This window comes from Halomonas getboli (assembly GCF_023094245.1).
Lineage (GTDB): Bacteria > Pseudomonadota > Gammaproteobacteria > Pseudomonadales > Halomonadaceae > Halomonas > Halomonas getboli.
Window position 1 is genome coordinate 668721 of record NZ_JALMEW010000001.1, and the last position, 22662, is coordinate 691382.

Below are 22662 nucleotides of genomic sequence, written 5' to 3' on the forward strand. Positions count from 1 at the left end.
GATGGATAGGGAGACAACATGCAGGACGTGATTCAGGCGTTTCACGACATTCAGCCCGACCCGGCCAACCCGGCCCAGGCGGTGAGCTTCGGTACGTCCGGGCATCGTGGCCGTTCCCTGGCGGGCTCGTTCAATCGCGCGCATATCCTGGCCGTGGCCCAGGCCGTGGTGGACTATCGCCGCCAGGCCGGCATCGCCGGCCCGCTGTATCTGGGCCGTGACAGCCACGCGCTGTCGCGCCCGGCCTGGGAAACGGCGCTGCAGGTGCTGATCGCCAACGGCGTGGACGTGCGCATCGAGCGCGACGGCGAGCTGACCGCCACCCCGGTGGTGAGCCGGGCGATCCTCGCCCACAACGCCGAGGCCGATGCGCCCCGGGCCGACGGTCTGATCGTCACGCCGTCGCACAATCCGCCCGAGGACGGCGGCATCAAGTACAACCCGCCCCATGGCGGGCCCGCCGAGGGCGAGGTGACCGGCTGGATCGAGCGCCGGGCCAACGAGCTGCTGGCCCAGGAGCTCGAGGCAGTGGCCGAGGTGGCGCTGGAAGAGGCGCTGGCCCAGGCCGTTCGCCATGACATGGTGGGCGAGTACGTCGACGGCCTGGCCTCGGTGGTGGACCTGGAGGCGATCAAGCGCGCCGGCCTCACGCTGGCCGCCGACCCCATGGGCGGCACCGCGCTGCCGGTGTGGCAGGCCATCGTCGAGCGCCACGGTCTCGACCTCGAGGTGGTGAATACCGAGATCGACGAGAGCTTCGCCTTCATGCCGCCGGATCATGACGGCAAGATCCGCATGGACTGCTCCAGCTCGGCCGCCATGGCCAACCTGCTGGCGATGAAGGAGCGCTTCGACCTGGCTTTCGGCAACGATCCGGACGCCGACCGCCACGGCATCGTCGACGCCGCGGGGCTGATGAACCCGAACCACTACCTGGCGGTGGCCATCGACTACCTGCTGACGCATCGCGACGGCTGGGACGAGACGCTCAAGGTCGGCAAGACGCTGGTGTCGTCGTCGATCATCGACCGCGTGGTGGCGGCCCGTGACCGCGAACTGCACGAGGTGCCGGTCGGCTTCAAGTGGTTCGTCGAAGGCCTGCACCGGGGCTGGCTGGCCTTCGGCGGCGAGGAGAGCGCCGGGGCGAGCTTCCTGACCCTCAACGGCCGGCCCTGGTCGACCGACAAGGATGGCATCCTGCTGTGCCTGCTGGCCGCCGAGCTGATGGCCGTGACCGGCAAGTGGCCCAGCGAGGCCTATCGCGAGCTGACCGAGCGCCACGGCGCGCCACACTATCGCCGCGTCGATACCGCCTGCACGCCCGATCAGCAGCAGGCGTTCAAGCGGCTGGACCCCGCGAGCCTGGCCGTGACCACCCTGGCCGGCGACCCGGTCGAGCGGATCCTGGTCAACGCGCCCGGCAACAGTGCCCCAATCGGTGGTCTCAAGGTGGAAACCGCCAACGGCTGGTTCGCGGCGCGCCCCAGCGGCACCGAGCCGCTGTACAAGGTCTACGCCGAGAGCTTCCGCGGCGAGGCTCATCTGCAGGCCATGATCGAAGAGGCGCAGGCGATGCTGGAGGCGGCGCTGTAGTCTCATCGTCGACCGCGTAGCCAGCTCCGGCTTGGGTTGAGGTAGAGGGCGAAGTGTGCTTAACTTTTTGTTATTCAAGGCGTTGGGCGACAAGTGTGCCCTCTGACGCTTCCGAAGCACCAGCCATTGGCCTGTGGGTGAAAGAAACGCCTTCTTGCACGGCTATTGGCCGTATGACCGGCCCTTCGATTGCGATAGGCTGAGCCCAAAACCCTCTGACGGGATGCGTCGGAGGGTTTTTTGTGGCCGGGTCGCTGAACATATCCAGGCAAACTTAGCCTCGCAGCGCTGCCGGGCGAGGCTGGATAGAGGAGCCCGGGGTACTGGCGTAGAATCGCAGGTTTGAAAACGTGACGGGTGGCTTGGCCCTTGGAGGTTGGCACCATCACTACAAGACAGCAGGGCATGGGAAAACGCCCGGGACAATCCCTGGGCGGTAGCGTGCCCAAAGATTTTGATAATCAATTGCAGTTATTGGTAGAAGAACACGGGAAATGGGCAACATGTTGGGTGATTTTAGAGTTTTTAAGGCGCTAGAAAAATTATGGGCCATAACATCAAAGCAAGCAAAAAAACAGTCTGTTGCGCCACTGATGCTGACATCTTCCACCTTTTTTCTGGCTACACTCGTAAATCAAGCAGCAACTGTCGAGTCCGTGTTTCTCTTTTTTTCTGTTTGCGCTTTTCAGTTTCTGGTTGGGAGCTATGAGAAAATATATTATGCGTTGGTTAAGCTTGAAGTAAAAAACAAAAAAACCAATCGAATGGCTGATGCTTGGGGCTGGAAAGCCTGTGTTGGAGCCGGCCTTTTGCCACTGATTGATCTCTGGTCTCCTATATTTTCCTGGCTATGTTTTTTTGCACTGGTCATTGTGTTTCGCCAAGCTGGTGCTGATCTTTTCTTGAGCTTCTTGAAAAGGAAAGAGATAAAAGAAGCGTCGGTTAATTATCTTGCCAATTATCAGCCAGAAATTGCGGTCTATGTTACAGGGATGAAGGAGGTTGCCTACCAGGTGAATCAGTGGATTCCCGTGCTTGAGAAGTTAAACAAACACGTGCTGATCATTACCAGGGAGTCCAACGTGTATGACGATATCACTAACACTCATATTCCCGTAGTGACCGCAAAGACTCAGCTTGAGCTGGAGGCCATACTTGGTGCGCATACATCAATAAAAAAGGTGCTTTATCCGGCCAACACAATGAAGAATGTTCAGGCATTACGTTATTCACATTTGCAGCATTGCTTCATCAATCATGGAGAAAGTGACAAGGCTGTCAACCAGAGTAAGGTTCTCATGGCCTATGACAAGCTCTTGCTGGCTGGGCCGCTTTCCGAACAACGGCTTCGTGATGGCGGTATTCCCCTGCGAGATGGCCAGGTCGAATATGTAGGCAGGCCGCAGGCTGAGCTATTGCTTGATAGTGTAGATAAAGTTGCCGGAATCAAGAAAGTCCTGTATGCCCCTACCTGGGAAGGCTACGTGAAGAATGTGGACTATAGTTCTATTGATGAGCTTGGTTATAAAATCTGCAAGCAGTTACTTGAATCGGATAAGTATGAGGTTCTGTTCAAGCCTCACCCCTACACGGGGAAAGTGAGCCTGAGAAAGAAGCAGTATCTCGAAAAGATTAAAGCCCTGTTTAAGTATTATAATGCCACTGTTTATGATGATGGCACTCCTATTTATGACTTGATGAATCAGAGCGATGTATTGATCTGTGATGTGTCAAGTGTTTTGAATGAGTATCTTGTCACCAAAAAGCCTATCTTGCTGTGTAAGATGGGAACACAAAGTGACGGTAAATTTGTCAGCGAGTTCCCTTCCGCTCGTGCAGCGACGCTGATCAGTGAGAAAGCCGATGTTCTTTCCGTGCTGCATCAAATTGAAGAAAGAGATGAGTGTTACCAAGAGCGTAAGCTCGTGAGGCGCGAGTCCCTCGGGGAGTTCCCGGAAGGGGCTTTAGTGCACTTTACACAAGCTGTAGAGAATCTTGATCGGTAGTCAGGGTGCAGAGGATGAGTTTTGGGTATTTTTTTTAAGCATGTTGCTAGTGTCTCGAGGGTGGTGAAAGAGTTCTCGTCTGGGGCCTGCTCCTATCAGTTAGGGTGCTCTTTCCTAGCGATTTCGAGGCTCCTTCAAGTCGTCAGCTTTTTCCTGCCCTTGAAGATTCTGATCTTGATTTCTTCGGATCGGGCGCCGTCTTACATGGAATATCTTCCTTTTAGTATAAGCTATGATGCGTTATTGATCAGTTTTATCGCTATGGTGCCATGCACTTATGTGGGATATATCCTGGCTGGTGTCTTGCATCGTCTCTTTCTTGATCGCGATCTGAAGCGATGGAGGTCTGGCGATTTATCGCCACGTTACATCAAAGTAAAATCCAAGGATAAGCTTGTAAAGCTTCATGGCCATGTGGCAAAGGTGCTGTCAGAAATTATTCTGATAGCATTTTCGCTTATATTGGTGCTAGTCATGGATCCGCTTATGTGCCTCTTCCTTTTTTTATTAATGATGATAAATATAAGGGCCTTTGTGGAAAGGGCGTTTTATAAGGGTGAGCATGATCGGATTGGTTTTTTTAAATTGCACAGAAGGCAATATATAGAATACTTTTCTTCAGTGAATTTCATATTTGTCTTTGTTGTCTTGGTGGGGCAAATAAAGCTTATGGATATTGGTGTGTTTGAAGCTCTTTTTGTGTTACTGATGTCTAGGATGTTGTTTCAGGCTGTGCAAAGATTTTCTTTTGAAAATATTTATATTTCATCTCATTTGAGTGGATAGCTCTGTGTTTTGCTTTGTTTTTAGTGTGTGAATGGAGGTTTTTAGTTAGGATGTGCTGTTTGGTAAGGTCCGCTGATGGCTAGACAGAAAATGAAACCTTTTCGTTGCTGTTTTATCTAGATTTAGGTGGCGTCCGATAATGCTTGGGGTTAGCGGTTGTGTTGATGGCTGCCGGGAATGAGTATCAGTCAGGTATGCTCTAGCGTATTGTCTGGCTAAGTGTGAAACTCGTTATTACTTACCGCGCGATCTGCTCTAGGAGTTTTGATTTTGGCTGTTGTGAAGCATGTGAAGGCGTTGCTACTCCCGATTTACCATCGTGCCCCAAAGAAACTGCGCGAGCCGCTGAAGAGGGGAGTTCTTGAGCTGCTTAGGCCAGGGCGCAGAACTAAGGTCTCGGTGATCGTGCCAGTGTTCAACGTCGAGTCGTATCTCCCGGCCTGTCTGGACTCGATCCTGGCGCAGTCGCATCGCAACATTGAGGTCGTGTGCGTCGATGACGGATCACCGGACAATTCCATCGAGGTTCTACGCGATTATGCGGCCAAGGATAGCCGTGTGAAGATTGTCCGCAAGGCTAATGGTGGCCTCGGTGCAGCACGTAATACAGGCGTCGAGAACTCCAATGGAGAGATGATCTACTTCGCCGACTCCGACGATACCATTCCCCCGCGGGCAGTGGAGCACTTGCTTACGAGTCTTAAGCGCAGCGGATCCGACTTCGCTGTTGGCTCGCTCATGCGTGACACTCCCACTGGGCGTCATGTTCCCCGCTGGGCGCAGCAGCTGCACGCGACCACCCGTACCCGCTTGACCTTGGCCGATGAGCCGGATGCCCTGAAGAACGTATTCGCGTGGACTAAGATGTTCCGTCGCCAGTTCTTCCTAAACGTCGTGGGTGGTTACCCGGATGGCCTCTACGAGGATCAGGTACCTGCCGCTAAGGCCTACACGCACGGCACTTTCGACATTATCAAGGACGTAGTGTGCTTCTGGCGCATCCGTGAAGATGAGTCATCGATCACGCAGCAGAAGGCCACGATGAAGGATCTCAAGGCTCGCTGGGAGGTAATTGCCTCCCTCGCCGAGCAAATGGCCGATGCCCCGGCTCCCGTGCTGCGCGTCTGGCAGTCCAAAGTCGTCGGGTTCGACATGCGTCCCTATTATGAGCAGGTGCCACGCACCGACGATGAGTACTGGGCGTACCTTCAGAGCCGTGTGCGCTCTTTTGTAGACTTCGTTGGCTACGATCTGCTTGCTAGCGTAGAAATCTCCGACCGCTTGCAGGCCGCCGCGGTTTATCACGGGTACCGTGAGGACGTCGCAGAGCTGCTGCGTCGACGAGAGTCGCAGACGTGGAAGGTGCCCGGTACTGTCTTTGACGGCACCCCGCGAGTAGACGACGAGTACTTCGAAGGCTTGCAGCTGCTCCCAGACGGTGTGCTGGAAGTGCTCAGTGCCCCCGGTGACGTCGCTCTGGTCCAGCATGTGGAGTCCGTGACGGTCGTGGGCGAAGAATTGGTGGTGCGCGGCATTGCCTATCTGACCAACCTGTCTCAGTCCGAGGCGGGCAGTGTGATCGCCTTGGAGGCCCGCGCCGCCGAAGGTTCTGGTAAAGTGCTCCCAGTGCGTCTGACACGGTACCGCGAGCCTGCTGCGGACATGCGCGCCGCCGACCCTTGGAACGAACACTCCGAGTCTGGATTCGAGGCCGCATTTGCCCTGGCCGAACTGCGCGAGGGTCGCTGGGACCTGAGCATAACTCTCGACGTTAATGGAATAATTCGTACCAGCCCTTTGGCAGCCCCCGACCCAGCTTCGGCTGGGCGCTTGCCTGCCTTTGGTACTGTGATCGACCACAGCCGATGGTATCTGGTCGATACTCGGAAGGGCGGTGGCCTTCAGCTGCGCCATACCGTCACGCCTCGGCTTGCGGTAGAGCAAGTCTGGTCCGAAGACAGTCTTCTTTGCGTCTGCCTGGCTGAGGGCGTATGCCCGGATGACGGACGCTTCGTTGCAATCAGCGGTACCAGCCGAATTACAGGTTCTTTGTCCATCTGCAACGGGCGGGCGGTTGTCTCCTTCAGCATTCCAGTCACCTCACGTTACCGCAGAGAGTGGGCCCTCTGGTGGCAGTCGGGTAAGCAGTGCATCCAACTGGCCTGGGCGGATAGCCATCTGGCTGTCTCCACTGAGCGGGCGTGCCCTTACGTTGTGCGCGCCTCGGCAACCGGCGACGTCGTGATCTTGGGTGGACCACTGGTTGGAGAGATCACAGGAGCGACCCTGTCCGGGAACGGCCTACAGGTGACAGGATGGATGCGTCGTGATGCGTCACTAGCCTCGGCTTGGGTTACGGCGAAGTTATTCAGCCAGTTTGTACCAGGCAGTTCAGTGGCCATCGGCACTGTGGATGGTGGCTTTGATGCCACCCTGCCACTTACGAACGATTCCGGCAGCTCTCTAAGCCGTGTTCGAGGATACGCCGTTGTTTTCGATATTAAGGGGTACGGTCGGGTCTGGCCGCAGGTCTCAGATAAGATGCTTGAGTCGATGCCCGTCGAGGATATGAATTTTGATAGTGGCATTACGTTGACTGTGACTCCCCGAGCCCGTGCTCTGTGGGTAAGGCTGCGAAATGCCCTTGCTGAGGATGAGCGTTCACGCCGCTCTCAGCATCTGCTCCAGAGGGCCTACAGCGCAGAACACAGCCCTGTCGAGGCAGTTTTGTTCGAAACGTTCAACGGCAAGACCGTTGGCGACTCCCCGTTGGCCCTGTCGCGCGAGTTGCATCGCCGCGGTTCCACCATCGAGCAGTATTGGTCTGTTGAGTCACTGGCTATCCCTGTTCCTGAGTGGGCCACTCCGCTGCTACGATACTCCAAGCGCTGGTACGAAGTCTTGGCCTCCGCGCAGCTGTTAGTTAATAACAACAATTGGCCCTGGTTCTTCATCAAGCGCCCTTACCAGACTTATCTTCAGACTTGGCACGGCACCCCCCTCAAGCAGATCGGCAACGACGTGCCCGGGGCCAATCTCTCTTTGACATATCGCTCTCTGATGGTCCGCGAGGCCGCTGCATGGGACTACCTGATTGCACAGAATGAGTACTCCGCGAAGATCTTTCCGCGCGCTTTCGGATATAGCGGTGAGGTCATGCAGCTTGGTTATCCTCGCAACGACTCACTCGTCGATGATACGGCGCAGCCCACCCGAGAGCGTGTGCGTGCCGCACTTGGCCTCGCCGATGATAGCTTTGTACTGTTATATGCCCCCACTTGGCGTGATAATCTCAAGGGGCACGGCGGCTATAGTCGCGTGCTCTTTCTGGACTTCGATGTCCTGCGAGAGGGCGTTGGTGAGAATGTTGTTGTACTCTATCGCGGGCACTCCAACACCGCCAACGCCTCCGGTGGGTCGCACGAGGGCGTAATCGATGTGACACGCTATCCGGACGTCAACGAGATTATGCTTGCCTCTGATGCTCTCGTCACCGACTATTCCTCTATCTTTTATGACTACGCAGTGATGCGGAAGCCGATCTACTTCCTTGTCCCTGATCTCGAGCAATACGGTAGCGCTACTCGCGGTTTCTACAAGCCTCTGGAGCAGGTTGCACCCGGCCCGCTGTGCAAGGACACAGCTGCTCTCGTCCACGAGCTCAGCCAAGACTTCCAATCTTCTTATGGGGAGCGGTTCGATCAGTTTCTCGCTACTTACGCTCCACAAGACGACGGGAGTGCGGCTGCTAGAGTATTGGATGCTCTTGCGCCTTCCTGTGGTATGATTGTCGATATTCTTACGCCAACTCGTTAGATGTGGCTTTATTCCAAAAATTCGGGAAAACTTAAGTGCGTAATATTTTTCGTCGCATCGTAGCTTCTATAGGCTATCAGCCCTCAAGCTCATCCAATGCTCTGGAGCATAAGCTTCTTCAGGATATTCGTTGGGAACTTCAACAACAACGCCGGTCTTATGAGGTGATCCGGAATGCGCTTGCCAAGCCGACCCTCGATAAAATGCGAAGTTTTATGCGTGAGCGCCAGCTTGGTTTTCGCGAAACGCTCGAAACTATCGTGCGTGAAAAAAGAAGTTTTGCTAGGTTCGGAGATGGAGAGCTTAAGCTTATGCTTCGTGCTGACTATAATTTAAAATTTCAGACTAATTCGGCTAATTTGCGCAGAGAGCTCGAAGAAGCTCTAGTCGGCTCAGGTGATGTGTCTGGACTTTTGACTGGCTTCCCGCATGCATACACAGACCTACACTGGACTGGTGTGTGGTTGGATCTGTGGACCGAGCTTGAGGCACTCATCCCTGAAGGGGGCACTTTTGGCAACAGTCATGTGTCTCGCCCGATATTTTTCCAACAGATGGGCCAGGAAGGTGTCGACCTATGGCGTCAAGTTTGGGAAAAAGAAGATGTATGCTTGATTGCTGGTAGAGAATCTCGCTTCAATCGGATACCGGCTCTTTTCGATAATGTATCTACATGGCGACGTATTGACTCCAGTCCAACTAATGCTTATGACGATATTGAGCGACTTCTTGACGAAGTTCGAAGAGATACTAGCTCGTCTCTATTTCTTGTTGCGCTTGGCCCGGCAGGAACAGTCTTATCACATAGGATAGCCCAAGATAACCGGCGGGCTGTTGATATTGGTCATATTAGTGATTCATACAGTAATGTTTTTGAGGGTGGGTGCTGGCCTGAAAAGAAAAGTGTGACCACTAGGAAGTGTTAGTGGCAATAAAAGAAGAGGAGTTTGGTAAGTTTGTCGGCTTTTATTTATTTGATGCTATGGTGAGTCTTTAGAAGTTAAGTGAGATGTGCCGTTGTAAAGTTCGGAAATATACTTGGCTGGGTGTTTTTTTGGTTTGATTGGCCGGGGCTGCATCTAAGTTCTGTCTGAAAAGTCTGCGTGCAAACAACGGTCTATGCAGGCTAGGCCTACTATCGTCTGGAAGCTGCTGGCCAACTTGTCGTAACGGTTGAAGTCCCGCCGTAGCTCTTTGATCCAACCAAAGCAGCGCTCAATAATGTTTCGCTCCCGATACCGGGGCTTGTCTAGGTAGGAAAAACGCATGAAAAACCTCTCTATGACGTGCTTCGTAGCTTTTTACCAGTAGGAGCTAATGTGGCCATCTAACGGTTTTTGCTCATGGATGACCTGATGCCGACACCGTCGCTTATGCACCATTTTTTGATTGTTCCCGGAGTTCGCCAGACTTGGAATGTGTAGCATCAGCTGTCGGATATCTTGTTTCTGACCGCTTGTGCTGTGATCTGTGGTGCCAAGGATTGGGACAAAATCGAAAATTTTAGCCACGCCAAGCTAGATTTTTCCGCCAGTACGGCGCTCTTGAGACCAGCGCGCCCACTCACTACACGTTGGCCAGAGTGATGGCGCTGGTCAATGCGGAGCAACTCCAAAGCGCCTTTGCCGAGTGGATGGAGGCCTTCCATGACACGACTGATGGGACGGTGGCGGCCATTGATGGCAAGACGCCCCGAGACTCGTGTTGCCACAGCCAGGGCAAAGGGGCGATACACTTGGTCTGTGCCTTCAGCGCGGCGAATGGCGTGGTGCTGGGGCAGATTAAGACGGCGGATAAGTCTAACGTGATAACGAGGATTCCTGAACTACTCAAGATGCTGAATCTGCGCGGTTGTCTGGTAACAATCGAGGCCATGGGTTGCCAGAAGAAGATTGCTACGCAGGTCCTGCAGAAGGGCGCCGATTACCTACTCTCGGTGAAGGAAAGTCAGCCAGCCCTGGCAGAGGAATTTGAGGCGGCGTTCCCCATGGCCAAGGTGGTCAACTTCGATGGTGATGCCTATGTCCCGGATGAAAAGAACCGGAGGCGGCAAGAGACTCGCGACCACATGGTGAGTGAGATTACTGAAGAGTTTCGGGAGATTAGCTACGAGAGGTCAGGGTTAAAACGGTGGGTGTGGTCATGAGCTTTCGCCTAGAAGGTGATGAAGTTCGGGAGTCGCCAACGATCCGCTATTACATCAGCTCACCGCGCTCAGTGTCAAAAAACTTGCCGAAGCGGCCCGCCAGCATTGGTTCGTGGAAAATAAACTTCACTGGCGGCTGGACGTTGCTCTCCGCGAGTATGCCTGAAAAACCCACCTCTAATAGGCGGCGGAAAACCTCGCCAGATCCGACGTATCGGGCTGAATTACTTGAAAGGGGAGAAGTCTTTCAGGGGCAGAATCCAGCTAAAAAAGAAGAAGGCGTGCTGGATGAGACCTATCTGGCTGACATTCTCAGGGCGTGGTTTTTGTATGCGCCTTCCCTATTTCTCTTTGCCTGGTGCTGGGTTTGGCGCGATCAAAGTTTTTGGGATGGTGTGATATGATAATTAAGTGGAGTGAAAGCTTTTATGAATAAAACAGTGATTACCTATGGAACATTTGATATGTTTCATGTTGGGCATTTGAGGCTTCTTCAGCGCCTTAGTGAGATGGCGGACAGAGTCATTGTGGCCGTCTCGACTGATGATTTTAACCTTGGGAAAGGGAAAAGAACCCTTATCCCCTATGAGCAGCGTGCCCAAATTGTTGAGTCAATAAAGTATGTAGATCTTGTTGTTCCAGAAGAAAGTTGGGAGCAAAAGCTTCAGGATGTAAAGAAGTATGATGTCGATATTTTTGCGATAGGTGAGGACTGGAAAGGGAAGTTTGACTTTCTTTCCGATCTTTGCGAGGTGCGTTATCTTGAGCGCACTAAAGATATCTCGACTACCGACCTGAAGCGCTCTCTCAAGAACTTTCTTAGCATTCCTCAGGAAGATCTCAGGCAAGCCTTTGAGGTGCTTGAGCTCCTTCGCCGTGACTTGGAATAATTCTGTTTGATGATGAAGTGGTGACATGAAATCTCAGCACCGTGTGCTTAGCGGATTCTCCATGTATACGACCGAGCTCGTAAGGTTGGTGGATCTCGGGCTTGTGATACTGGCAGGGTTCTTTGCATTCTGTCTGCGTTTTGGTGAGTGGGAAATGCCGGAACGCTATTTATGGGGGATAACGCTCGGGGCCTTGCTGACCTTGGTAGTTCTGCCCAATTTCTCCATCTATCGCTCGTGGAGAGGACAGGTTCAGGTCGTATTGATCTTGAAGTTGTTGAGTGGCTATTTGGTTGTAGGCGGGTTGTTGGCCTTGATCATGTTCATGACCAAGACGGGCGCGAATTTCTCTCGTCTCTGGGTCGGCTATTGGATGGTCAGTGCCGCTTCCTTCTCCATTTTTGCCCGGGCTTTGGCTTATCCGTTACTGAACCGCTTGCGTGCTGATGGTGCTAATCGAAAGTCCGTTTTATTGATCGGCGATGCTGAATCATGTGACAGGGCTATTCGGCATCTCTCCAGTGTGCCGTCCGCAGGTTTCGATGTTGCTCATCTGATCTTGACCGGCGATGATCCACTTCCCGAACTTCTTCGTGATAAACACTGTGAGAGATACGAACCGGGTAAAGTCATTGAGCACGCCGAGCAGGAAGTGTGGATCTGCCTCCCGCTTTCCGAAGGTAAGCTCGTTCGACAGATACAGCGCTCGCTGAGTTTCTCGACGGGTAATGTGCGGTTCATGCCGGACATGAGAGACTTTCGACTCATCAATCATGATGTATCGGATGTTGCTGGTCTTTTTCTGTTGGATTTGAGCTGTTCCCCTATGTCTTTTAGTGCGCGTCTTGTGAAGTGGCTAGAAGATAAGTTCTTGGCGTTGGCTATTTTGGTGATAGTGAGTCCGGTGCTGCTCTTTGCTGCTATTGGAGTGAAGCTTACTTCCCCTGGCCCTATTTTTTATCGCCAAGAACGTGTCGGCCTAAATGGTCGCCCTTTCATGATGATGAAATTTCGTTCCATGCCTGTTGATTCTGAGCGTGATGGAGTGCGCTGGGGGGGGGCGAAAAGTAAGACGACCACTCGCTTTGGTGCTTTTTTACGTCGCACCAGCCTCGATGAGCTACCCCAATTTTTTAATGTGTTGAAAGGTGATATGTCGATTGTTGGCCCTAGGCCTGAGCGCACAGTTTTCGTGGAAACCTTGAAACATGAAGTCCCTGGCTATATGCAAAAGCATATGGTGAAAGCCGGTATTACTGGTTGGGCGCAAATCAATGGTTGGCGAGGCGATACTGACCTTCAAAAACGTATCGAGTGCGATCTCTGGTATGTTGAGAACTGGTCTCTATGGTTGGATATGAAGATCATGTTTCTGACCTTTTTTAAAGGAATAATAAATAAAAATGCATATTGAAGCGTCGCTAGGGGAGAAGGGATGAATATCGAGGTTGAGAAATCCTATGGGCTGCTTAGGTTTATTAACAAGCCGCGCTCGAGGCCTATCAGGATTCTCTATGGTCTGCTGAGCTGGTGTGGCTTATTGCTGCTAGGAGCCCCGCGGGAAGTAGCCAAGGATAGCTGTTGTCTTGCGATGAAGCCGAATGGCATCAAAATTGTGATTCGCAGGGTCATATGGTTTGTACATGCTGGCTGGTTTCCTGTATCAATTCGTTCTGATTATTTTTTCGATATTTCCGAAAAAATGTCGGATGCAGCTTGTCGCGCGCTTATCACCTGGTTGAAAAAAAATAAGCGCATCGATGAATTTGATCGTCATGTCTGGCAAGCAGATCTTCACGGCGGCATCATCGAACGGGAGTGTGATAAAACAGGTGAGCTTATATTAACTCCTCGCCATCCTCTCAATGTAGAAGATGAGCTATTTTGTCAGAATATGAACGTGGCGCTATCAGCCTTGAGTCAAAAGCTTTCAGCACCGCCTCCTGCTTCTGTTGCTGCTAGAAAGTTTCAGAAGACTGGAGAGTCTTTCGACAAGAGGGACGCTTACCAGGCTATTGCCGATTTTCGGGACATGATGTCAGATCTTGCCTGGCCGTGGTATGTGGTCAGTGGGACGTTTCTTGGCGCAGTCCGAGAGCAGGACTTCCTGGGGCATGACTATGATATCGACGTGGGTGTCGATTATCCGGACTTTGACCTTGAGCGCTTGCAGGGCGCGGTAAAAGCTTCTGAGGGTGTCTGGTTCATCAAGTCTGTAAGCTACTGTACCTTTCGGGAGCCACTCGATGACAGTGGTGTTCGTTATTATCAGATGGAAAAACCTATTCTCGTCAAGTTAGTGCATAAAACTGGATTGGTAGCAGACCTCTTCGTGCACGTGGAGGAAAAGGGGGTGCTTTGGCACGGTTCACCCATCCATCGCTGGGATAACGATTGCTTCAAACTGTCTGAATATCAGTTGGGGCATGAAACCGTATATGGAGCGGCAGATGCGGATCATTATCTGACAGAGAACTACGGTGATTGGCGTACGCCGGTACTAGACTTTGACTGCAGTATTGATCCTCCCAATATTCGTTATTCTCGTACCGTGAGGGCTGTGACCTATCTGTCCAAGGTGGCGCACCGTTTCCTGCTTGATGGTGATGTCGACCGTGCAAGACGATATCTGACTTCTTTGGAAACTTCCGGTGTGCTGATCCGTGATGGCCAGGCATGGCAGTTCAGAGGTTAATTGAGATAAGAGTGAATTGATGCGTGTACTTGTTACCGGCGGTGCCGGCTATATCGGTTCGCATACCGCCGTGGAACTGCTCGAGGCCGGCCACGACGTGGTCGTGGTCGATAATCTGTGCAACGGATCAGAAGTGGCGCTGCAGCGTATCGAGGAGATCACCGGCAAGGGCGTGGATTTCGCGCGCGCTGACATCCGCGATCGTGAGGCCATGGATGCGGTCTTCGCCAAGCATGATATCGATGCCGTGATCCATTTCGCCGGCCTGAAGGCGGTGGGCGAGAGCGTCGGCAAGCCGCTGGCCTACTACGAGAACAACGTGAACGGCACCCTGGTGCTGTGCCAGGCCATGGAAGCCGCCGGTGTGCGCCGCATCGTGTTCAGCTCCTCGGCCACGGTGTATGGCAGCGAGGCGCCGGTGCCGTATGTGGAAACGACGCCGCGAGGCACGACCTCCAACCCCTATGGCACGTCCAAGGCGATGGTGGAGAAGCTGCTTGAGGACCTGGTGGTCGCCGATGAGCGCTGGTCGGTCACGCTGCTGCGTTACTTCAACCCGATCGGCGCGCATCCTTCCGGCAAGATCGGTGAGGACCCGCGGGGCATTCCCAACAACCTGATGCCGTTCATCGCTCAGGTGGCCGTGGGGCGGCGCGACGAGCTGACGATCTTCGGCAATGACTACGAGACCGCAGACGGTACCTGCGAGCGCGACTATCTGCACGTGGTGGATCTGGCCGTTGGCCATCTCAAGGCCCTGGAGGTGGCGGGCGACCCCGGCATTTCCGTCTATAACCTGGGCACGGGGCAGGGGATTTCGGTGCTGGAGATGGTGAACAGCTTCACGCGTGTGACGGATGTGCCGGTGCCTTATCGGTTCGGTGCCCGCCGGGCGGGCGATCTCCCCGCCTTCTGGGCCGATGCCTCCAAGGCTCGGAAAGAGCTCGGCTGGGTGGCCGAGAAAACGCTGGATGACATGATGACCGATACCTGGCGCTGGCAGTCGGGCAACCCGGAAGGCTATCGGTAGTGGCAAGTCCAAGTTGATGCCGTCATGAAGACGGTATCACGACGTTCGGCAAGCGGGGCGCTCGGGAAATCGGGCGCCCCGCTTGCGTTTGCGGCTCATGGTGTGTTGCAGGCCTCGATCAATGCCTCGGAGCTGACGAGGGCGAAGACTTCCTGAGCCTTGATATGGGTCTGGAAATAGTCGTGCTGACCGTAGGTCGGCCAGTGGGAGATGCCGCTTAGCTTTTGCCTGATGGCTCGCTTGAGTCGCCGCTCCCAGCCCGGCCAGTCACGCAGGTCGTGCATGCTGTCCATGGCCACGGCTTTTTCGCGCTGTGTCTCGAGATCGAGCGGCTGGCTGTAGAGCGACCATGGCCCCAGGCGCGATGCGTCGAGTCGGGCGGGCCAGACGCCCGCCGCGGCGTGGGCGGGTCCACGCGGGAAACCGCGCTGGCTCTTGAGGTGATTGGCATAGAGCAGCATGCGCTTTGGCCGGTGCTCTGAGTCTTCCATAGCCATGGCAAGCGCCCGGGTGGCGGCTTGGTGATCGGGGTGGGGGTCGAGCTCGGGATGAGGGACGACCACGGTGCTGGGGCGAATCTCGTCGAGCAGCCGGGTGAGATCGGCCAGCAGGTCATGGCCGCGGTTCTGTGGGCCGCCGTCCTGCGTGTCCGAGGCCAGCGGGCGTGCATTCCAACGCCGGAAGTCTGCCGGCGTCAGGCGGGCATCGCCCATCGAGGGCAGGCGATCGCCCGGTGCCTCGAGCAGCTTTTGCAGGCTGTCGTTGAAATAGCCCAGCATGATGAGCCGATCCTGGGGAATGCCGGCCAGCATGGGCGTGGTGGCGCTGTTCCAGCTGCGAATCAGCCCCTTGCGACGGCTGGCACTCTTCAGGTCGTCATCGAGCCCCGGAACGTACTGGCGATCGAGGCGCTTGTGCCGCTCGCCGGCGGTCAGCGTGATGATCCAGGTGTTGCTCGCATGCTGACGATACAGGCCGTAGGCGGCGAGCTCGGCATCGTCCGGGTGCGGGGCGACGATCAGCAGCGGGCCGTCGTCGAGGCTCGGGCGCTGGAAGCCGAGAAGGCGCGTTTCGCTGCCCAGTCGGCATGCCTGGGGCGTCAGCGTGATGACTTCGAGGTCCTCGATGCCATTGAGGTTGAGCAGCCGCTTGCCGGCCTGCCCGGCTTCGAAGTACTGGGTGAAGCGTGGTTTGTCTTGCTCGCTGACCGTGATGCCGGGCAGTTTCCAGCGCCCTTGGGCGGTGTAGCGCACCTCCAGCATCCAGCTGACGTCCTGGGCCGGGTGTTCGAGGTCGGGCAGCTGCAGCCGCCCCTGATCATCGATCCGGACGTCCAGTTCAACGTCAGGCGCCAGGGGAAGATAGTGATCATGCGTGTTGGGCATCGGCCGGCTCGCTGCTGTCATCGATAAGGTCGAGAAATGCGCTGACGATCCGGGCTTCAGAGAACCGCTCCACCCAGGCCGTTCGAATCTCGACAGGAGATGCTACTGCCTTGAGCATCCCTTCGGCCAGCGCCTCGGGCGTGGCATCGGTGATCAGCTGCTGCTGTTCGTCGATCAGCACTTCGGCGATGCCGCCGGGCGCTCGTGCGGCAACGCAAGGCGTGCCGAGGGCCAGTGCTTCGATCAGCACGATGCCCAGCCCCTCGAAGCGCGAGCTCAGCACCAGGGCATCGGCCTGTGCCACCCAGGGGTAGGGGTTGGACTGCTGCCCGAGGAAGTGAACGACATCTTCGAGTTCCAGTTCGCGCGTGAGGGCTTCCAGCTGGGGCCGTTCGGAGCCGTCGCCGATGATCGCCAGATGATGGTCTAGCCCTTGTCGCCGGGCCTGGGCGAACGCCTGGAGCAGCAGGGACTGGCGCTTGACGGGCACCAGTCGTGCAACATGCACCAGGAAGGGAGCAGGAATTGCGGGTTGTCCTGTCTCGAGTGCCTTCTGGCGCAGATCATCGACCGGTACGGCGTTGTAGATCACGCGGCTGGCCCTGAGTTGTACCTGCTGGGCTTCCAGGTAGGCGTGCAGGTTGGCCTTCACGCCTTGGGACACGCTGACCACGCGCTTGCCTTGCAAGAGCCGACGTGCCAGCCAGCGCCCCAGGGCATGCTTGGGAAAGCGACCGGTGACGGCTTCCACGACTCGCCAGGTGCGGGGATCCTGCACGTTCCACAGCAGCTCGAAGGCGCCCTGGCCCCTCAGCAGGATCAGGTCCAAAGCGCCGTGACGTCGCTCGAGGTCGACAACGAAGTCGTCAAAGGCACGACTGCAGCGCCACCCCTGCCATACGAACCCCGAACGTGGGATGAGGGGGGATAACACCAGGCGGTTCAACAGATGCCAGGCCATGCCGGTCACGCCGCTGCGCTGTTGCCTGTCGAGGTCTCGACAATGGAGCGTGACATCGGCGTGGGGCTGCTGGCTTGGCTGCCCCTTCAGCACCAGCAGGTGGACCTCATTTCCGGCCGCAGCCATGGCGTTGGCCAGCGTCAGGGTGGCCGTTTCGATGCCGCCGGTGCCTAGGCGGCGCAGGGCGATCAGGATTCGTCGGGGAGAAGTCGCTTGCTGCAAGGGCCGAATCGTCCGGGCTTGTATCGTCGTTTTGTTGGCGGGTCGGCTTTTTCGATGGACCGAAAAGCGATGCGATGCCAAACTATGAGGATGCTATATGTTATCCGCGCGATGTTGATTTGTATATGTATTCTATCGCATCAAGTGTAGAGAGACCTTGGCCTCTGTCAGGTTGCAGCGTGCTTACCTCACGAGGTAGCGGCTCTATGTACGCGCCGTGGGCGCTTCGGTAGAGTACGCGGCTCTAAAAACATTCGCAGGGACAGTGGTCGTGAAGTCGCAAGATATTTGGGAATCGCCGGTGGGATGGACATGCCCGAGAGCCGTATGGGGCGCGGGTGTCATCGCGTTGTTGCTGTGTGCGGTCTTCCGGATGCTATGGCCGGAGCTCGGGTCGCATGCCGAAACCGTCATGGCGGTGCTGGGTTTGATCATTGTGCTGAGCCTGGGGCGCGGCATCCGCAGCAGTGCGGCCCTGTGGCTGCTGCTGGCGGTGGTGGTGGTGCAGGTGATTTCCTGGACGCTGGGCTACTACCACCATCCCCAATGGGTGGCCGACAACCCGCAGGTCGACCGCTTGGCCAAGCTGTTCATCTTCATCTCAGTTGCCTGGTGGCTGGGCGGCAGCACCCGCAATACGCTGCTGGTCTGGTGTCTGGCGGTGATGGGGTTGATTCTCTCCAGTGTCGTTCAGGGCGATGGGCTCAACGAGTGGCTGCGTGGCTTCGAGGGGCACCGCGTTGGCTTCGGCGTTCGCAATTATCAGCACGGGGCGATGCTGTTCGGCGTCGCGCTGCTGGGGTTGGTGGTGTTCACGCCACGCTTTCTGGCGCCGGGCCGTTGGCGTGCCGTACGTGCGGTTGCCTGGTGTGTGATGCTCGTGCTGTCGGCCATCGCGGTGCTGATCGGCCAGACCCGTGCCGTCTGGTTGGCGCTGCTCCTGGCATTGCCTTTGGTGCTGGTCGTGTGGCTGGTGGCACGGCGCTTTCTCGGTGGGGCGCCGGTTAACCGCAAGTTCCTCGTGTCTGGTTTGGTCATATTGCTGCTGGTGATCGTTGGTGCGGGTAGCGCGCTCAAGGGCCCGCTGCTCGAGCGTGCAGGCAAGGAATCCGCGGTCATCGGCATGCTGCTGGAAGGCAATATCGATGACGTGCCCTATACCAGCATCGGCATCCGCATTCACTCCTGGCAGGCGGCCTTCGAATGGATCGAGCAGCGGCCGCTGGTCGGCTGGGGTGGGCAGGGCCGTGGGCTGGTGATCGACCACACGCCGTGGCTGCCGGATCGTGTCAAAAATAACTTTGGCCACCTGCATAACTTCTTTATCGAAGTCTGGGTGGCCTACGGGATCCTGGGGCTGGCCGTCATCGCGGCGTTTGCCTTCTGGGTGGGTCTCGCGACCTGGAGAGCCTGGCGAGGCGGCGTGTTGCCCGGCGACATGGCGCTGTTCGGCGCCGGGTTCTTCGTTTACTGGATGGTGGTCAATCAGTTCGAGTCCTATAACTCCTTCTGGACGGGGGTGTATGTGCACAATCTGGTGGTGGGTGGTCTGATCACTCACTACTGGCGCTGGCTGCGGGTAGGGCGGGAGCGTTCCGGGCCATCGGGCGCCGGTGCGGCCGGAATCTCATAAAAGTGCTTATGAAGATGTTACGTTCTCATTCGTCCGAGCGGCCTTCGGTGCCGCTGGCCCCGGCCGGTGACCCGGCTTTCTTCCCGCTGTATGACGAGCGCATGCGCTGGCCCATTCGGCGTGCCCGCACCCAGGTGAGCGTGCGCCAGTTTCTGCAGGAACGTGTCGGGCTGCCCCTCGAGCGAAGGTTGCTGGAACGTTGGCGCGAGGGAAAGGCGGGTGGCCAGGCTATCGAACGTCATGGTCTACCGCGCCAGGCCATGGAGGAGACGCTTGGCGATCATCTGACGCTCCAGGTCGATCCGCGCGCCCTGATTCAGAGCACTGACTGGCGTGGCTATGCTCACAAGCTGAGACCCTCGTCCGCGGCGTTTATCTGGGACGGTGAATGGGATCAGCGCCGCGGTGATCTACGTTTCAGCTCGCGTTATCGCTTTATCAGCGATCTCGATGACCATCGCGATGACCTCACTCAGAGTGAGAGCTTTGCCAAGTATGCGGCTCGCTTGAAGGTTGGCAAACCGTGGTCTTCGCATCAGCAGGGGGTGCTGCTGGATTCCGAGGAGCGGATCCTGATGTACCTGCGCGTGTATCTGAGCTTTCTCGACGATATGGCGGTACGAGGCTTCGATGGTGGTCGGGGCAAGGACAAGCTGGGGGTGGCCGTGAGCCGAGAGGGGCGGTTGATCAAGATCAACCGCGGCCTGCATCGCCTGGCCATGGCGCAGCGCTTGGGCTTGAGTGCCGTACCGGTGCGGGTGATGGCGGTGCATCGTGAGTGGTGGCGGCGTATTGTTGGCGAGGATACCGGGCCGGCAGCATTGGAACGTGTCGCTGATGGACTACGTGATTGCATGCCTGAGCAGCGCCCGGGCGAGCTGGATCCTGCCGAGTGGCCCGATTCTTTTGAGTGGCCAGCGAGACAGTGAGAACTCATCCGGAGCTGGACTTGGGAGCTGAGCGCAATGTGAAATATCAGGCTTGGCTTTCCATATGTGGGCCGAAATGACTTCCTTTCTCTATCGCCATAGAAAAAGGAAGTCTTTAAATTTTTGGCTAGGTACCAGCTTTGAGGCAATCTCTACTTTTCAATCAGGCCTTCGTTTTCCAAGTTTAGTGCGAGGCCTATGATTAATAAAAAAATCTTTGCGTTATCTTCTTTGTGAGTGTCGTGATTATCCATGAGCTTTTCATGATCAATCCATGTGGCTATATTGTTTTTTGAAAGCATTTTGACGGCTTTTTTTAATACCTTTCGATAGTCATGCCGTTTTCTAAAAGCGTAGTCGTAATCAAGGTAGTTTATACCCGAGTTTTCTTTGATGCCCAGCATGGGAAGTCGCTTCCCTAAATGCCGCCTAACATTACGTTTGCTTCTGGCAATGCGTATACGTAAGTGTGAGTTTCTGGGGGCCCCTAACGAGCATTTGCTTGGCAAAGAAGCCAGCTCAGGATATAGCTGCTTGAGCATGCTAAGATAAAGATTCTGATTTTTTTTGGCCTGGGCTGGTGCATGAAGCCAGTAGCTCGCCCATTCTGGATGAGTAAAGGGGGTTACAACTGGGGTGCTTGATGCACGAAGTTTCCCTATATGTGGGGACCAAGATTGTAAGCTTTTGCATGGTGTCACGATTGATGAGATGCAGCTGCTCTGCCTAATGCAAATATCTAATTGCTCACTGGTAGGGAGTGGAGATGTCTCTGAAATATCAGGAAGACTTTTATAAGGGCAGTACGTTGAACGAGGAAGCCATCTTTTTTTCACTTTTCGTTGCTTGCGGACAAAAAAATCTTTTTCGGCATCCAGGCCTTTTTTGTTGGTGAAATGCCCGCCGGTGAGAGCATCGCCCATGAAGCCGCTAAGAATGATGTCATTCTGGCCGGGAGCGACAGTGTTTATAGCCAGATTGTTGAAGTATGCATCCGGTGTATAAGTCCATGGAGCCTCAGTTATCGATGACTGTAATTTTTCCCATGATATTTCATGCAGGGTTAGATCAACCGCATAGTGGGCGACACCATAATGCTTTGCGATTTTTTTTCCGATTTTGTAGTCTAGTTGCCCTGGAGCTCCGAAGCTGAGGGTGGTTATTTTATCTTTTGGAAATCTGTCCATGGCGGCGCCGAACAGGATCCGACTATCCCACCCTCCACTCAATGGAACGATGCATCTACCGGACTTCGTGTAATGGTCAAGTAGCGTGTCATCGACAACCCGGTTAAATAGATGAGTTGCTTCATGGGTCGAAAAGCTGGGCATCGGTTCTGGTGATTGAACCTCATGGAGCGATGCAGGTGTGCTTGCAGGTGGTAAGTAACCATAATAAAGATAGGTGTTGACCAAGTAATCCATTTGGTCAGTTGCTGTGTAAGCGTCTTGTGCAAGCATTCTCTTTCTCATTGCAAAGTTTTTCGTGCCTAAGGTTTTCTTTCGATATGGCTGCTGTCGTTTTTTAGAGTGCTTTTTTCTACAATGTCGAGTTTTCCTAAACTAGGCTGCCAGTTGGTGGTGATGGCTAGAAAATGTAGAAAGTAGGCGTGGTCGCTTTCTAATTTTTCGGGCTTGGTTCTATGCAGCTTCTTCGATAATGGGAGTCTTGAGTGCTTCCATGTGTTGTGTTGGGATATGACGTCAACAGACTTTTCCATGCAGACAAATTTTCTTGCTTTTTTTCTCCTCTCAGGATGACATAGCGTGAAGTCATAATGTGTATAAGGTGGTGTTAAGTTTTGTGTCTTGGGAACATTATGGCTGTCAATATATACGGTTCCATTGCGTTGTGCTTCTTTCTCCAGGGTTGTGTTTTCGGCAATCAATAGCTCGTCAATATCAAGGTTGAAAAGCATTCCTTGATGACAGAACTTTTTTAGGCAGTGGTTGAGTGCCCCAGGTTGTGCGAATTTGTTAAATCTTTTTCCTGGTGGGCCATAGGGAAAATGCCAGTCAATGATATGGGCTTTTCCGTCTAAAGCATGTCTTAAATCTTCTATGTTTTCACTTCCGTTGTCATAAACAATGACGTCATCCAGATTGTAATTGTGTCTGTGAAACTCGGCCCATGTGGCGACCCATTCTGGTTCGTTATTTTTGGATATGGCCGCCAGGATCTTTTTTCCAGACTTTGTTTTGTTATGCTCAATGGTGAAAGTGTTTTTGAAGTCTTTGAAGATGATGTCAAGTCGGATGTCTTTGTTCGACTCTATTTTTGCTGTCAAGATAGACAGCTTGTATTCAGGTAGGTCACGGAAGGAAAACGCTGTTCGCTTTCCATCTATTAGTACTTCTGTTGTATGGATATAGTTGTACAAGTTTAAGGCGGGAGGGCCTATGGCAATTAGTTGCTTGCCAGAATGATTGATAAAAATGTCATAGAAGATAGTCTTTGTGTCAAGATGCGCTAGATCTTCAGGGCCCAGATGATCTTTTGGGTTATGCTTTCTGAATAGAGCAAGGTTTTCTGGAATCCGCACAGTGCTCAGTGTGGTATTCATTTTTTAG

The 22662-nt window shown here is 54.6% G+C and carries 17 protein-coding genes and 2 pseudogenes; 14 read left to right on the plus strand and 5 right to left on the minus strand.

The genetic code is table 11. The features are described 5' to 3' along the window. Nucleotides 1–18 precede the first annotated feature (18 nt). The 5 genes from pgm (at nt 19) to MYL53_RS03270 (ending at nt 9127) form a co-directional block, all read left to right on the plus strand. A complete protein-coding gene (gene pgm, locus MYL53_RS03250; protein ID WP_247851989.1) occupies nt 19–1593 on the plus strand; it encodes a phosphoglucomutase (alpha-D-glucose-1,6-bisphosphate-dependent) in 1575 nt (524 codons plus the stop codon). Nucleotides 1594–2096: 503 nt separating this feature from the next. After that, on the plus strand, nt 2097–3599 hold the full coding sequence (locus MYL53_RS03255) for a CDP-glycerol glycerophosphotransferase family protein (protein WP_247851990.1): 1503 nt from the start codon (nt 2097–2099) through the stop codon (nt 3597–3599). Nucleotides 3600–3803: 204 nt separating this feature from the next. Further along, entirely contained in the window at nt 3804–4385 is a 582-nt protein-coding gene (locus MYL53_RS03260) for a hypothetical protein (protein ID WP_247851991.1), read from the plus strand. A gap of 279 nt (nt 4386–4664) precedes the next feature. Beyond that, the gene (locus MYL53_RS03265) at nt 4665–8201 is read left to right on the plus strand and encodes a bifunctional glycosyltransferase/CDP-glycerol:glycerophosphate glycerophosphotransferase (protein ID WP_247852381.1); all 3537 of its coding nucleotides are present in this window, start codon (nt 4665–4667) and stop codon (nt 8199–8201) included. 35 nt (nt 8202–8236) lie between these two features. Next, the gene (locus MYL53_RS03270; RefSeq protein ID WP_247851992.1) at nt 8237–9127 is read left to right on the plus strand and encodes a GT-D fold domain-containing glycosyltransferase; all 891 of its coding nucleotides are present in this window, start codon (nt 8237–8239) and stop codon (nt 9125–9127) included. A gap of 153 nt (nt 9128–9280) precedes the next feature. Here MYL53_RS03270 and MYL53_RS03275 read toward each other — a convergent pair. After that, a pseudogene (locus MYL53_RS03275) lies at nt 9281–9451 on the minus strand (transposase); the annotation flags it as partial. A gap of 180 nt (nt 9452–9631) precedes the next feature. Between MYL53_RS03275 and MYL53_RS17365 the strand changes: the two are divergent. From MYL53_RS17365 to galE, 7 genes and pseudogenes are all read left to right on the plus strand, one after another. Next, the gene (locus MYL53_RS17365; RefSeq protein ID WP_425591734.1) at nt 9632–9787 is read left to right on the plus strand and encodes a transposase family protein; all 156 of its coding nucleotides are present in this window, start codon (nt 9632–9634) and stop codon (nt 9785–9787) included. Continuing rightward, nucleotides 9727–10347, plus strand: a pseudogene (locus tag MYL53_RS03280) (ISAs1 family transposase); the annotation flags it as partial. The gene MYL53_RS17365 and the pseudogene MYL53_RS03280, both read left to right, overlap by 61 nt. Further along, a complete protein-coding gene (locus MYL53_RS03285) occupies nt 10344–10751 on the plus strand; it encodes a hypothetical protein (RefSeq protein WP_247851994.1) in 408 nt (135 codons plus the stop codon). The pseudogene MYL53_RS03280 and the gene MYL53_RS03285, both read left to right, overlap by 4 nt. A gap of 12 nt (nt 10752–10763) precedes the next feature. Then, nucleotides 10764–11237 (plus strand): adenylyltransferase/cytidyltransferase family protein, encoded by a 474-nt coding sequence (locus tag MYL53_RS03290; protein WP_345740349.1) that lies wholly within the window; start codon nt 10764–10766, stop codon nt 11235–11237. Nucleotides 11238–11298: 61 nt separating this feature from the next. After that, on the plus strand, nt 11299–12651 hold the full coding sequence (locus tag MYL53_RS03295) for an undecaprenyl-phosphate glucose phosphotransferase (RefSeq protein ID WP_247851995.1): 1353 nt from the start codon (nt 11299–11301) through the stop codon (nt 12649–12651). A gap of 21 nt (nt 12652–12672) precedes the next feature. Then, nucleotides 12673–13932 carry a hypothetical protein gene (locus tag MYL53_RS03300; RefSeq protein WP_247851996.1) on the plus strand — a complete coding sequence of 420 codons (1260 nt, stop codon included), beginning with the start codon at nt 12673–12675 and terminating at the stop codon, nt 13930–13932. 19 nt (nt 13933–13951) lie between these two features. Then, nucleotides 13952–14962: a UDP-glucose 4-epimerase GalE gene (galE, locus tag MYL53_RS03305; protein WP_247852383.1), complete on the plus strand. Its 1011-nt coding sequence runs from the start codon at nt 13952–13954 to the stop codon at nt 14960–14962. A 95-nt stretch (nt 14963–15057) separates the two neighbouring features. On the opposite strand, the gene MYL53_RS03310 is transcribed toward galE, so the two are convergent. Together MYL53_RS03310 and MYL53_RS03315 are read right to left on the minus strand one after the other, a co-directional pair. Further along, a complete protein-coding gene (locus MYL53_RS03310) occupies nt 15058–16347 on the minus strand; it encodes a PIG-L deacetylase family protein (RefSeq protein ID WP_247851997.1) in 1290 nt (429 codons plus the stop codon). Then, on the minus strand, nt 16331–17530 hold the full coding sequence (locus MYL53_RS03315) for a glycosyltransferase (protein ID WP_247851998.1): 1200 nt from the start codon (nt 17528–17530) through the stop codon (nt 16331–16333). The genes MYL53_RS03310 and MYL53_RS03315 overlap by 17 nt, the downstream gene beginning before the upstream one ends. Before the next feature lie 271 nt (nt 17531–17801). On the opposite strand from MYL53_RS03315, the gene MYL53_RS03320 reads away from it, so the two are divergent. Further along, nucleotides 17802–19163, plus strand: coding sequence for an O-antigen ligase family protein (locus MYL53_RS03320; RefSeq protein WP_247851999.1), 1362 nt, complete (start codon nt 17802–17804; stop codon nt 19161–19163). A gap of 14 nt (nt 19164–19177) precedes the next feature. After that, nucleotides 19178–20092 carry a hypothetical protein gene (locus MYL53_RS03325; protein ID WP_247852000.1) on the plus strand — a complete coding sequence of 305 codons (915 nt, stop codon included), beginning with the start codon at nt 19178–19180 and terminating at the stop codon, nt 20090–20092. A 152-nt stretch (nt 20093–20244) separates the two neighbouring features. Here the strand turns inward: MYL53_RS03325 and MYL53_RS03330 are convergent, their stop codons facing one another. After that, the gene (locus tag MYL53_RS03330) at nt 20245–21552 is read right to left on the minus strand and encodes an asparagine synthase-related protein (RefSeq protein ID WP_247852001.1); all 1308 of its coding nucleotides are present in this window, start codon (nt 21550–21552) and stop codon (nt 20245–20247) included. 29 nt (nt 21553–21581) lie between these two features. Continuing rightward, nucleotides 21582–22655 carry a 60S ribosomal protein L14 gene (locus tag MYL53_RS03335; RefSeq protein WP_247852002.1) on the minus strand — a complete coding sequence of 358 codons (1074 nt, stop codon included), beginning with the start codon at nt 22653–22655 and terminating at the stop codon, nt 21582–21584. Nucleotides 22656–22662: the final 7 nt, after the last annotated feature.